Here is a 12,141-nt window from a genome sequence, read left to right on the forward strand (position 1 = left end):
ATCGCCGTCCGCTCCTCCCCACCCCACCGAACCGTGCGCGGCTCCGGCCGCGATCCGGTCGTGAGACACCGCGATGCACCGAAGGAAAGACACTGTGACGCTCCTCCCCGCCCGCACCTCGCTGCGCGTCCTGCTCGGCACGACCGCGGCCGCCGCCGCCCTCGTCCTGGCCGGCTGCGCCCCCGCCTCCACCGACGACGTGGTCTCCGGCTCCAGCGACGACAGCACCGCCTCGACCGCCTCCGGGCTGACGCTCGCCGAGGTCGAGGAGTCCGGGAAGCTGACCATCGGCACCGAGGGCACCTACTCCCCGTTCTCCTTCCACGCCGACGGCGGCACGGGCGACCTCACCGGCTACGACGTCGAGGTGATCACCGCGGTCGCCGAGAAGCTCGGCGTCGAGCCGGAGTTCGAGGAGACCCAGTGGGACGCGATGTTCGCGGGTCTGGACGGCGGCCGCTTCGACGTGATCGCCAACCAGGTCTCGATCAACGACGAGCGCAGCGCGAAGTACGACTTCTCCGAGCCGTACTCGGTGAGCCCCGGCGTGGTCGTCGTGCCGGCCGACGACACCGAGATCACCTCGCTCGACTCGCTCTCCGGCAAGACCACCGCGCAGTCGCTCTCGAGCAACTGGTACACGCTCGCGCAGGACAGCGGCGCGACCGTCGAGGGCGTCGAGGGCTGGGCCCAGGCCGTCGCCCTCGTCGAGCAGGGCCGCGTGGACGCGACCCTCAACGACCGCCTCACCTGGCTGGACTGGTCGACGACGTACCCCGACCAGGCCGCTGGCCTCAAGGTCGCCGTGACGACCGACGACAGCTCCTCCAGCGCCTTCACCTTCCCGAAGGGCTCGGACGACCTCGTCGCCGCGGTCGACGGCGCCCTCGACGAGCTGCGGGCCGACGGCACCCTCGCCTCCATCTCCGAGCGCTACTTCGGCGCCGACGTCTCCCAGTAGCCACGCCTCCGGCGGCGGGTCTCGATACGCCCCTCCGGGGCTGCTCGACCAGCAAGAAGGACGCCTGCGGCGCTGGTCGCCGCATCCGACCGCCGGCTGCACCATGCTGATCGAGTAGCCCGCGCAGCGGGCGCATCGAGATCCACCGTCACCGGGACGCGAGTCCACAAACCACCGTCCCGGACACGGCGGGTCTCGATACGCCCCTGCGGGGCTGCTCGACCAGCATGGGTCGACCGACACCCGCGTTTTGCAAGGCCGAGCGGTTCCGAGAAATGCGTGCCAGCATTTCTCGGGAGCGGACGCGACCCGCTCTGCTCACGCGCCAACTCGAGAAGCCGACCGCGGTCTTCTTCCGCTTCAGAGGAAGAAGACACAGCAGCACCGCATGCGTGCCAGCATTTCTCGGAAGCGGACGCGACCCGCTCTGCCCCACGCATCCACCTCGAAATGCCGACCGCGGTCTTCTCCCGCCTCCGGCGGGAGAAGACAAGATGGAACTGTTCTTCAGGTCGTTCTGGCCGATCCTGTCGGGCGGCATCGTCGGCACGATCCCGCTGGCGCTGTCGAGCTTCGTGCTCGGCCTGGCCCTCGCGCTGGCCGTCGCGCTGATGCGCCTCTCGCGAGTGAAGGTCCTGTCCTGGATCGCCCGGGCCTACATCTCCGTGATCCGCGGCACCCCGCTCCTGGTGCAGCTCTTCGTGATCTTCTACGGCCTGCCCAGCCTGGGCGTCAAGATCGACCCCTGGCCGAGCGCGATCATCGCCTTCGCCCTGAACGTCGGCGGCTACGCGGCAGAGGTCATCCGCGCCGCGATCCTCAGCGTGCCCAAGGGGCAGTGGGAGGCGGCGCACACCATCGGCATGGGCCGCGGACTCGCGCTGCGGCGGATCATCCTGCCGCAGGCCGCGCGCGTCTCGGTGCCGCCGCTCTCCAACACGTTCATCTCGCTGGTCAAGGACACCTCGCTCGCCTCGCTGATCCTGGTGACCGAGCTCTTCCGCCAGGCGCAGAAGATCGCCACCGCCTCGAGCGAGTTCATGCTGCTCTACCTCGAGGCCGCCCTCATCTACTGGCTCATCTGCCTCGTCCTCTCCAGCGGCCAGAGCCTCCTCGAGAAGCGATTGGACCGCTATGTCGCCCGTTGACGCCTCCTCCGGCACCGCAGGCCGCCCCGCCGACGGCGAGCGGCCCGTCCTCCGCGCCACGGGGCTGCGCAAGTCCTTCAGCGGCGTCGAGGTCCTCCGCGGCATCGACCTCGAGATCCGCCGCGGCCAGGTCATCGCGCTGATCGGCCCGTCCGGCTCGGGCAAGACGACGGTGCTGCGCTCGCTGAACAGCCTCGAGGTCCCCGACGGCGGCGTCCTCGAGCTCGCGGACGGCTCGGTGCTCGACTTCGGCGGGCCGGTCGGCAAGCGCGCGCTCACCGCGCTGCGCGACCGCTCGGCGATGGTCTTCCAGCACTTCAATCTCTTCCCGCACCTCACCGTCCTGCAGAACGTCACGGAGGGCCCGCTCCGCGTGCAGCGCCGCCCGGCGTCCGAGGTGGTCCCGGAGGCGGAGGCGCTGCTCGAGCGCGTCGGTCTCGGCGGCCGCGGCGGCGCCTACCCCTTCGAGCTCTCCGGCGGCCAGCAGCAGCGGGTCGGCATCGTCCGCGCCCTCGCGCTCCGGCCCGACCTGCTGCTCTTCGACGAGCCGACGTCGGCGCTCGACCCCGAGCTGGTCGGCGACGTCCTCTCGCTGATGCGCGAGCTGGCGGGCGAGGGCTGGACGATGCTCGTCGTCACGCACGAACTGGAGTTCGCCCGGCAGGTCGCCTCCGAGGTCGTCTTCATGGCCGACGGCGTGGTCGTCGAGCGCGGCGCCCCTGCGCAGATCCTCCGCGAGCCGCAGGAGCCGCGCACCCGGCAGTTCCTGCACCGCCTGCTGCACCCGCTCGAGTAGCGCACCGGCCCGCAGAGGCGTCCACCGGCCCGCGGCGGCGTCCCCCGTCCCGGGGTGGGCGCGGCGGTCGCTCGACCCGCGCGGACCCGTGCCTAAGCTGTCGGAGTGACGGGGAACAGCGAAGCCGAGACCACGCGGATGCCGACGACGGGCGACGGGACCGAGCCGACCCGGGAGTACGTCTGGCCCGAGCCGGAGCCGGGCGGCCGACGTCCCGCGACCGGCGCCACCGCCGTGCAGGAGGCGCAGCCCGCGTCGCCGTCCCCGCTCGGCTCCGTCGAGCCGGAGCCGGAGCCCGCCCGCCGGAAGGGCAACCGCCTCGCCGGCCTGGCCATCGCCCTGCTCACCACCGCGGTCTTCGCCGCCCTGTACCTCGTCGCCCTCACCGCGATCCGCGTGCTGATCGACGCCGTCGCGGGCGACCCCGCGTCCATCGCGCTCGCGCAGGGCCCCACGGCCGTCTTCCTCCTCCCGGTGGCCGCCTTCTTCGTCGGCCTCGCCCTGATCGTCCTCGCCGTCAACCGCGCGGGCTGGTGGGCCTACGTCCTCGGCGGCTTCTTCGTCGCCCTGCTCGCCGGCGCGGCGGCCCTCGTCGGCGCCTGGTCCGCGGTCGGCGGCTTCGCCGTGCCGCAGGACCGCACCGCCGTCGTCGACTTCCTCCGCGACCCCGCGACCCTCCTCGCCGTCGCCGCGGCCGCAGTGCTCGCCCGGGAGGTCAGCGTCTGGGGCGGGAGCCTCATCGCCGGCCGGGCGCGCGGGGTGAAGCGCCGCAACGCCGAGCGCGACGCCGCCGCGCAGTCGTGACGGCCGCCGGCCCGGGGGAGCAGGGCCGCGGCGCCGGGCTCGGCTACGGCATCGCCCTCGCGGCGTTCGCGTCCTTCCTCTACCTCGCCCTCGTGGTCTGCGCGTTCGGCGTGCTCAGCCTGCTGCTGGACCAGGACGTCGTCCCCGAGCGCGACGCCGGCCCGATCCTCGGCCCGGTCGTGGTGGCGGTCTGCGTCCTCGCCGTCCTCGTCTCGATGATCACACTCGCCGCCCGGCCCGGCGTCAGCCGTCTCGTCGGCCCCTCGCTGCTGACGGCGGTCGTCGTCTACGCGCTCTTCCTCCTGGTCGGCGGCGCGATCTACGGCCTGGGTCTGGGGGAGCCGGGCGCCATCCTCCGCTTCGTCGTCGACCACGCCGCGACGCCCTTCGCGATCGCCGCGGGCGTGCTGGCCGGAGCGGTGCAGATCCTCTTCCTCGCGATGCTCGCCCGCCGCGACGCCGGCGGCGGGACCCCGCACTGGGGCTGGGAGGGCGACGAGCGCGAGTGAGGCTCCCGGGCGGCGTTCTCTCCCAGGGCGAACGCCGTCCGGTTGACCGCCCCCGTCACTCCCCGTAATATTCTTCGGGTGTGCGCTTTGTCGTGCGCTCGTGTCGTGCCTCCGGGCCGGCGCAGTGCCGCGCTTCGCTCCACCGGGTCCGCGAGGACCCGCGGGTTCGTCCGATCGGGCGGCCCCCACGGCATACCCCTCCTCCTCCAGGTCTCCGCTCGTCGGGGCCGAGAGGGAGTCGGGTCCAGATGAACTCGGCCGTCCCGGAGACGGGCAGGCCGAATGTCGACCATCGATCCGCTGTCACCGTGCAGCATTCAAGGAGCAAATCAGTGCCAACGATTCAGCAGTTGGTCCGAAAGGGACGCACGCCGAAGGTCACCAAGACCAAGGCGCCCGCCCTGAAGGCCAACCCCCAGCAGCGCGGCGTCTGCACGCGCGTCTACACGACCACGCCCAAGAAGCCGAACTCGGCCCTCCGCAAGGTGGCCCGCGTGAAGCTCTCCAACGGCACCGAGGTCACGGCCTACATCCCCGGTGAGGGCCACAACCTCCAGGAGCACTCGATGGTGCTCGTCCGCGGCGGTCGTGTGAAGGACCTCCCCGGTGTCCGCTACAAGATCGTTCGCGGCGCCCTGGACACCCAGGCCGTCAAGAACCGCAAGCAGGCTCGCAGCCGGTACGGCGCGAAGATGGAGAAGAAGTAATGCCTCGTAAGGGACCCGCTCCTAAGCGCCCCGTCGTCGCAGACCCCGTCTACGGCGCCCCGGTCGTCAGCCAGCTCGTGAACAAGATCCTCCTGGACGGCAAGAAGGGCCTCGCCGAGCGCATCGTCTACGGCGCGCTCGAGGGGGTCTCGACCAAGAACGGCCAGGACGCCGTCGTCACGCTCAAGAAGGCGCTCGACAACGTCCGTCCGACCCTCGAGGTCCGCAGCCGCCGCGTCGGCGGCTCGACCTACCAGGTCCCCGTCGAGGTCAAGCCGCACCGCGCCAACACCCTCGCCCTCCGCTGGCTCACCAGCTACGCGAAGGCCCGTCGCGAGAAGACGATGACCGAGCGTCTCATGAACGAGATCCTCGACGCGTCGAACGGTCTGGGCGCCGCTGTCAAGCGTCGCGAGGACACCCACAAGATGGCCGAGTCGAACAAGGCCTTCGCGCACTACCGCTGGTAGCGCACCCCGCGCCCGCCCCCGGCGAGCGCGACCCCCGGTCCCGCGGCGCGCGCCTCAGTGCGCGCGCCGCGGTCCCGGACCCGGCGGCGGATCCTCGGATCCGGCGTGGACGGGCGACCGCCACCATCACGATCCCAGCCGATCGGCCATGAACCCGTTGCGCTGGCTCCATCACCTATCGGAGGAACTCCGTGGCACAAGATGTGCTCACCGACCTGAACAAGGTCCGCAACATCGGCATCATGGCCCACATCGATGCCGGCAAGACCACCACCACCGAGCGCATCCTGTTCTACACGGGTATCACGCACAAGATCGGTGAGGTCCACGACGGCGCCGCCACGATGGACTGGATGGCGCAGGAGCAGGAGCGCGGCATCACGATCACGTCCGCCGCGACGACGTGCTTCTGGAACAAGAACCAGATCAACATCATCGACACCCCCGGTCACGTCGACTTCACGGTCGAGGTCGAGCGCTCGCTGCGCGTCCTCGACGGCGCCGTCGCCGTCTTCGACGGCAAGGAGGGCGTCGAGCCCCAGTCCGAGACCGTCTGGCGTCAGGCCGACAAGTACGACGTCCCGCGCATCTGCTTCGTCAACAAGATGGACAAGCTCGGCGCCGACTTCTACTTCACCGTCGACACGATCATCAACCGCCTCGGCGCCAAGCCGCTGGTCATCCAGCTGCCCATCGGCGCGGAGTCCAGCTTCGAGGGCGTCGTCGACCTCGTCGAGATGCGCGCGCTCACCTGGCGCGGCGACTCGAAGGGTGACGTCGCGCTCGGCGCGAAGTACGAGATCGAGGAGATCCCCGCGGACCTGGCCGACAAGGCCGCCGAGTACCGCGAGAAGCTGCTCGAGACCGTTGCGGAGACCTCCGACGAGCTGCTCGAGAAGTACTTCGGCGGTGAGGAGCTCACGGTCGCCGAGATCAAGGGCGCCATCCGCAAGCTGACCGTCAACTCGGACATCTACCCCGTGCTCTGCGGCTCCGCGTTCAAGAACCGCGGCGTCCAGCCGATGCTCGACGCGGTCGTCGACTACCTCCCCTCCCCGCTCGACGTCCCCGCCATCGAGGCGCACGACGTCCGCGACGAGGAGAAGGTCATCATGCGCCACGCGGACTCGACCGAGCCCTTCTCGGCGCTCGCGTTCAAGGTCGCGGTGCACCCGTTCTTCGGTCGCCTCACCTATGTCCGCGTCTACTCGGGCAAGCTCGACTCCGGCGCCCAGGTCATCAACTCGACCAAGGGCAAGAAGGAGCGCATCGGCAAGATCTTCCAGATGCACTCCAACAAGGAGAACCCGGTCGACTCGGTCACCGCCGGCCACATCTACGCCGTCATCGGCCTCAAGGACACCACCACCGGTGACACCCTGAGCGACCCGACCGCGCAGGTCGTGCTCGAGTCGATGACCTTCCCGGAGCCCGTCATCGAGGTCGCCATCGAGCCCAAGACGAAGGCCGACCAGGAGAAGCTCGGCACCGCGATCCAGAAGCTCGCGGAGGAGGACCCCACCTTCCGCACCGAGCAGAACCAGGAGACCGGTCAGACGGTCATCAAGGGAATGGGCGAGCTGCACCTCGACATCCTGGTGGACCGCATGAAGCGCGAGTTCAACGTCGAGGCCAACGTCGGCAAGCCGCAGGTGGCCTACCGCGAGACGATCCGCCGCACGGTCGAGAAGTACGACTACACCCACAAGAAGCAGACGGGTGGCTCGGGCCAGTTCGCGAAGGTCCAGATCTCCATCGAGCCGATGGAGGTCGAGGCCGACAAGACCTACGAGTTCGTCAACGGCGTCACCGGTGGTCGCGTCCCCCGCGAGTACATCCCCTCGGTCGACGCGGGCATCCGCGACGCCATGCTGGTCGGCGTCCTCGCCGGCTACCCCATGGTGGGCATCAAGGCGACCCTGACCGACGGCGCGGCGCACGACGTCGACTCCTCGGAGATGGCGTTCAAGATCGCCGGCTCCATCGCGTTCAAGGAGGCCTCGCGCAAGGCGCAGCCGGTCCTCCTCGAGCCGCTGATGGCCGTCGAGGTCCGCACGCCCGAGGAGTACATGGGCGACGTCATCGGCGACCTCAACTCGCGTCGCGGGATGATCCAGTCGATGGAGGACGCCGCGGGCGTCAAGGTCATCAAGGCCAACGTCCCGCTGTCCGAGATGTTCGGCTACATCGGCGACCTGCGCTCGAAGACCTCGGGCCGCGCGGTCTACTCGATGACGTTCGAGACCTACGCCGAGGTCCCCAAGGCCGTCGCCGAGGAGATCGTCCAGAAGAACAAGGGCGAGTAGCACTCGTCCCACCCCCGCCGCGGTTCTGCGGAACCGCGGCGGGCCTGGTAGTGTCGTGCGGGTTTGCTGCCGCGTTCTGCGCGCCTCGGATCCTCATCGGATGGCCCGCGCGACCACTGCCGGTAACATACCTACACAAAACCCCCGCAAGTCCTCCTGTCCTCGTGCCGCCCCGTGCGGCGTCGGATGCGGATGCTTGCACCTAAGTCCTGAGGAGGACCCACAGTGGCTAAGGCCAAGTTCGAGCGGACCAAGCCGCACGTCAACATCGGAACCATCGGTCACGTCGACCACGGAAAGACCACCCTCACCGCGGCGATCTCGAAGGTTCTGGCGGACAAGTACCCGTCCGCGACCAACGTCCAGCGTGACTTCGCGTCGATCGACTCCGCTCCCGAGGAGCGCCAGCGCGGCATCACGATCAACATCTCGCACGTCGAGTACGAGACGCCGAAGCGCCACTACGCGCACGTCGACGCCCCCGGTCACGCCGACTACATCAAGAACATGATCACCGGCGCGGCTCAGATGGACGGCGCGATCCTCGTGGTCGCCGCCACCGACGGCCCGATGGCTCAGACCCGTGAGCACGTCCTCCTCGCCAAGCAGGTCGGCGTGCCGTACCTCCTCGTCGCCCTGAACAAGGCCGACATGGTGGACGACGAGGAGATCCTCGAGCTCGTCGAGCTCGAGGTCCGCGAGCTGCTGTCCTCGCAGGGCTTCCCCGGCGACGACGCCCCCGTGGTCCGCGTCTCCGGCCTCAAGGCCCTCGAGGGCGACGAGGCGTGGACCCAGTCCATCCTCGACCTCATGGACGCCGTCGACGCCTCCGTCCCGGACCCGATCCGCGACAAGGACAAGCCGTTCCTCATGCCGATCGAGGACGTCTTCACGATCACCGGTCGTGGAACCGTCGTCACCGGTCGCGCCGAGCGCGGCACCCTCTCGCTGAACTCCGAGGTCGAGATCGTCGGCATCCGCCCGACGCAGAAGACCACGGTCACCGGCATCGAGATGTTCCACAAGCAGCTCGACGAGGCCTGGGCCGGCGAGAACTGCGGTCTGCTCCTCCGCGGCACCAAGCGCGAGGACGTCGAGCGCGGCCAGGTCGTCGTCAAGCCGGGTTCGGTCACGCCGCACACGGACTTCGAGGGCACCGCGTACATCCTGTCCAAGGACGAGGGTGGGCGTCACAACCCGTTCTACGGGAACTACCGCCCCCAGTTCTACTTCCGCACCACCGACGTCACCGGCGTCATCACGCTGCCCGAGGGCACCGAGATGGTCATGCCCGGCGACACCACCGACATGACGGTCGCGCTGATCCAGCCGATCGCCATGGAGGAGGGCCTCGGCTTCGCCATCCGTGAGGGTGGCCGCACCGTGGGTGCCGGAACGGTCACCAAGATCGTCAAGTAGGTTCTCCTACTGATCTCTCGAGAGGGGTCGTCCGCTTCGGCGGGCGGCCCCTCTCGTCGTTCCCGGTGCAGGTCGGCCCCGGTCTCGATCCGCTCGGCGGAGGCTGACTAGCGTGGGAGGCATGCCCTTCGTGAAGACGAACCCGTCCGCTCCCGCGCAGTTCTTCGAGTGGGAGGCGGCGGGACTGCGCTGGCTGGCCGAGGCCGAGGAGGCCGGGGGAGCGCGCTGCGCCGAGGTGCTGCTCGTCGAGCCCGGCCGCATCGAGCTCGAGGAGATCCGCTCCGCCCGCCCGACGCGGGAGGCCGCCCGGCGCTTCGGAGGCGCCCTCGCGCGCACGCACGACGCGGGAGCCGCCGCCTTCGGTGCGCCGCCGGCCGGCTGGTCCGGCCCCGCCTTCATCGGACGCCGCACGATGCCCTGCACTCCGGAGGACTCCTGGGGCCGCTTCTACGCGGAGCAGCGGGTCCGGCCCTTCCTCCGCCCGGCCCTCGAGGCGGGGAACCTGTCCTCCGCCGACGCCCGCACCGTCGAGAGCGCCCTCGACCTCGTCCGGGCCGGAGCCTTCGACGACGACGACGTCCCGGCGCGCCTGCACGGCGACCTCTGGAACGGCAACGTGCTGTGGTCGGACGAGGGCGCGGTGCTGATCGACCCGGCGGCGCACGGCGGCCACCGCGAGACCGACCTCGCCATGCTGGCGCTGTTCGGGCTGCCCCGGCTCGACGACGTCCTCGCCGGCTACGAGGAGGTCCACCCGCTGCGCCCGGGCGCCGCCGATCGCGTGCCGCTGCACCAGCTCCATCCGCTCGCGGTGCACGCCGCCGGCCACGGACCCTCGTACGGCCGGGCCCTCGCCGATGCCGCGGCCCGCGTCCTCGCTCTCTGATCTGCCCGGCGCGTCCCGCACCGTTCGTCCAGGCGACGTCGCCACACTGAGGCTCGCGCGGCCCCCTGCCCGCACGGATCAAGGAGGAACCATGGTGGACTTCGGCAAGCTCGGACGACAGGCCGGCGAGCTGCTCAACAGCAAGAAGGTCCAGGAGACGCTCCGCAGCGAGAAGGCGGAGGGCGTCTCGGACCAGGTGCTCGAGAAGACCGGCGACATCGCGAGCCGCCTCACCAAGGGCAAGTACGACGACCGCATCGAGGACCTCAAGCGCCAGGCCGACAAGCGCCTCGGCAACGAGTAGCGCAGGGCCGGGGGCGCCCGTCAACCCGCTGACGGTGCCGGAGCCCCCGCCCTATCGTCGGGTCGATGGCCGATCCGCTCACTCAACGACTCCGCCGGACCGACTCGAGCGGTCGCGGCTACAGCCGGGTCCGCTCCGGTACCGGCTTCAGCTACCGCGACCCCAAGGGCGCCACGGTCACGGACCCCGAGCTGCGGGACCGCTTCGACCACCTCGGCATCCCGCCGGCCTGGCAGGAGGTCTGGATCGCGCCGTACCCCAACGGGCACATCCAGGCCACGGGCGTCGACGGCGCCGGTCGGCGGCAGTACATCTACCACCCGACCTGGCGCGAGCAGAAGGACCGGATCAAGTTCGACCGGGCGCTCCGTCTCGCGGAAGCCCTTCCCGGCGCCCGCCGCCGGGTGACGATCGCCCTCCGCGACGACGGGCCCACCCGCGAGCGCGCGCTGGCGACCGGCTTCCGGATGCTCGACACCGGCTCGCTGCGGGTCGGCAGCGAGCAGTACGCGAAGGAGCACGGCAGCATCGGCCTCACGACGCTGCTCTGCTCGCACGCGACGACGCACGGCGATCGCGTCGCACTGGCCTTCCCCGGCAAGAGCCACCAGGCCTGGACGAGCGAGATCCTCGACCACGACCTGGCCCGGGTGGTCCGGGCACTGAAGCGCCGCGGCCCGAACGCCCGGCTCCTGGCCTGGAAGGACGGCCGCGTCTGGCGCCCGGTCTCCGCGGCCGACATCAACGACTACGTGCGCGAGCGCGCCGGCGACGACTTCACTGCGAAGGACTTCCGCACTCTGCACGGCACGGTCGCCGCGGCGCTGAGCCTCGCGAAGGCGGGCCCGCAGCCCACCCAGCGGCTGCGCACGAGGGCGATCTCGCAGGCGATGAAGGACGCGTCCGAGGTGCTCGGGAACACGCCGACCGTGGCTCGCGCGAGCTACGTCGACCCGCGGGTGCTCGATCACTTTCGGGCGGGCGAGACGATCGATCCGTCCCGCCCCGGGTCGGCCGAGACGACGCTGCGCGCACTGCTCTTCGAGTGAGCGGCCCGCGCCGGCCGGGCCCGCTGAGGCCCGGGATTCCGCGGCCGGACGTCCGCGGCCACCGACCTCCGCGCCGCGACACGCCCGGGTTGCACGGGTGCTGGATCCGTGAGAGACTCTTCTAGTTCAAAATTTCCGCCCGCGCAGCGTGCTGCGAGGGGGTGGAACACTGCCAGGCAGTGCCGAGACGGCGCCCCAGCGGCTCGACCCGAGAGGGCGGCCCCGCGAGTGCGACGTCGAGGCGGCGGGTAGCAGAACGACAACAACCGACAACTCAACGGGCTCTCCGTGCGTCGTGCGTTCTGCACGGCTCTCAGAGCGCCTCGAGCGCGGTGCTTTTGACAGAAGAACACTGGTGCACTTCCTCCGGTTCTCCGGATGTTCCTTCGCGAGCGCGTCCTATGCGACACGAGCCCGGCTCCGGCCGGGGGAGTGGCGTACGACGCAATAACAAGAGAGTGAGAGATCACACATGGCGGGACAGAAGATCCGCATCCGACTGAAGTCGTACGACCACGAGGTCATCGACACGTCGGCGCGCAAGATCGTCGACACGGTGACCCGTGCCGGTGCAACGGTCGTCGGCCCCGTGCCGCTTCCGACCGAGAAGAACGTGGTCTGCGTGATCCGTTCTCCCCACAAGTACAAGGACAGCCGCGAGCACTTCGAGATGCGCACCCACAAGCGCCTCATCGACATCATCGACCCGACGCCCAAGGCCGTCGACTCGCTGATGCGCCTCGACCTCCCGGCCGACGTCAACATCGAGATCAAGCTCTAAG

At 70.2% G+C, this 12,141-nt stretch carries 13 protein-coding genes; all 13 read left to right on the plus strand.

Features of this window, described 5'->3' with window-relative positions:
• Nucleotides 1–94: 94 nt before the first annotated feature.
• The 13 genes from MT355_RS17740 (at nucleotide 95) to rpsJ (ending at nucleotide 12,140) form a co-directional block, all read left to right on the plus strand.
• Nucleotides 95–961 carry an amino acid ABC transporter substrate-binding protein gene (locus MT355_RS17740; RefSeq protein WP_372487839.1) on the plus strand — a complete coding sequence of 289 codons (867 nt, stop codon included), beginning with the start codon at nucleotides 95–97 and terminating at the stop codon, nucleotides 959–961.
• A gap of 494 nt (nucleotides 962–1,455) precedes the next feature.
• On the plus strand, nucleotides 1,456–2,109 hold the full coding sequence (locus tag MT355_RS17745) for an amino acid ABC transporter permease (protein ID WP_243600551.1): 654 nt from the start codon (nucleotides 1,456–1,458) through the stop codon (nucleotides 2,107–2,109).
• Nucleotides 2,096–2,905 carry an amino acid ABC transporter ATP-binding protein gene (locus tag MT355_RS17750; protein WP_243600552.1) on the plus strand — a complete coding sequence of 270 codons (810 nt, stop codon included), beginning with the start codon at nucleotides 2,096–2,098 and terminating at the stop codon, nucleotides 2,903–2,905. Before MT355_RS17745 ends, MT355_RS17750 begins: the two co-directional genes overlap by 14 nt.
• Nucleotides 2,906–3,010: 105 nt before the next feature.
• On the plus strand, nucleotides 3,011–3,709 hold the full coding sequence (locus tag MT355_RS17755; protein WP_243600553.1) for a hypothetical protein: 699 nt from the start codon (nucleotides 3,011–3,013) through the stop codon (nucleotides 3,707–3,709).
• Nucleotides 3,706–4,218 (plus strand): DUF6121 family protein, encoded by a 513-nt coding sequence (locus tag MT355_RS17760; protein WP_123445035.1) that lies wholly within the window; start codon nucleotides 3,706–3,708, stop codon nucleotides 4,216–4,218. Before MT355_RS17755 ends, MT355_RS17760 begins: the two co-directional genes overlap by 4 nt.
• Nucleotides 4,219–4,550: 332 nt before the next feature.
• Entirely contained in the window at nucleotides 4,551–4,925 is a 375-nt protein-coding gene (gene rpsL / locus MT355_RS17765) for a 30S ribosomal protein S12 (RefSeq protein ID WP_011186743.1), read from the plus strand.
• The gene (gene rpsG / locus MT355_RS17770; protein ID WP_056037355.1) at nucleotides 4,925–5,395 is read left to right on the plus strand and encodes a 30S ribosomal protein S7; all 471 of its coding nucleotides are present in this window, start codon (nucleotides 4,925–4,927) and stop codon (nucleotides 5,393–5,395) included. The genes rpsL and rpsG overlap by 1 nt, the downstream gene beginning before the upstream one ends.
• 191 nt (nucleotides 5,396–5,586) lie before the next feature.
• Nucleotides 5,587–7,701 (plus strand): elongation factor G, encoded by a 2,115-nt coding sequence (gene fusA, locus MT355_RS17775; protein WP_123445036.1) that lies wholly within the window; start codon nucleotides 5,587–5,589, stop codon nucleotides 7,699–7,701.
• A 225-nt stretch (nucleotides 7,702–7,926) separates the two neighbouring features.
• The gene (gene tuf, locus MT355_RS17780; RefSeq protein WP_123445037.1) at nucleotides 7,927–9,120 is read left to right on the plus strand and encodes an elongation factor Tu; all 1,194 of its coding nucleotides are present in this window, start codon (nucleotides 7,927–7,929) and stop codon (nucleotides 9,118–9,120) included.
• A 103-nt stretch (nucleotides 9,121–9,223) separates the two neighbouring features.
• On the plus strand, nucleotides 9,224–10,006 hold the full coding sequence (locus MT355_RS17785) for a fructosamine kinase family protein (protein WP_279392582.1): 783 nt from the start codon (nucleotides 9,224–9,226) through the stop codon (nucleotides 10,004–10,006).
• A 91-nt stretch (nucleotides 10,007–10,097) separates the two neighbouring features.
• Nucleotides 10,098–10,310 (plus strand): antitoxin, encoded by a 213-nt coding sequence (locus tag MT355_RS17790; protein ID WP_123735027.1) that lies wholly within the window; start codon nucleotides 10,098–10,100, stop codon nucleotides 10,308–10,310.
• 65 nt (nucleotides 10,311–10,375) lie between these two features.
• Entirely contained in the window at nucleotides 10,376–11,359 is a 984-nt protein-coding gene (locus MT355_RS17795) for a DNA topoisomerase IB (RefSeq protein ID WP_243586255.1), read from the plus strand.
• A gap of 472 nt (nucleotides 11,360–11,831) precedes the next feature.
• Nucleotides 11,832–12,140: a 30S ribosomal protein S10 gene (rpsJ, locus tag MT355_RS17800; RefSeq protein WP_005050520.1), complete on the plus strand. Its 309-nt coding sequence runs from the start codon at nucleotides 11,832–11,834 to the stop codon at nucleotides 12,138–12,140.
• Nucleotide 12,141 lies beyond the last annotated feature (1 nt).

It is taken from the genome of Rathayibacter sp. VKM Ac-2929, from assembly GCF_022815495.1.
Taxonomy (GTDB): Bacteria; Actinomycetota; Actinomycetes; order Actinomycetales; family Microbacteriaceae; genus Rathayibacter; species Rathayibacter festucae.

What these genes read in the sequence shown, in the direction of transcription:
- MT355_RS17745 (WP_243600551.1), top strand. Translation starts at nt 1,456, where the DNA reads ATGGAACTGTTCTTCAGGTCGTTCTGGCCGATCCTGTCGGGCGGCATC.
- MT355_RS17750 (WP_243600552.1), top strand. Translation starts at nt 2,096, where the DNA reads ATGTCGCCCGTTGACGCCTCCTCCGGCACCGCAGGCCGCCCCGCCGAC.
- rpsG (WP_056037355.1), top strand. Translation starts at nt 4,925, where the DNA reads ATGCCTCGTAAGGGACCCGCTCCTAAGCGCCCCGTCGTCGCAGACCCC.
- MT355_RS17790 (WP_123735027.1), top strand. Translation starts at nt 10,098, where the DNA reads ATGGTGGACTTCGGCAAGCTCGGACGACAGGCCGGCGAGCTGCTCAAC.
- MT355_RS17795 (WP_243586255.1), top strand. Translation starts at nt 10,376, where the DNA reads ATGGCCGATCCGCTCACTCAACGACTCCGCCGGACCGACTCGAGCGGT.
- rpsJ (WP_005050520.1), top strand. Translation starts at nt 11,832, where the DNA reads ATGGCGGGACAGAAGATCCGCATCCGACTGAAGTCGTACGACCACGAG.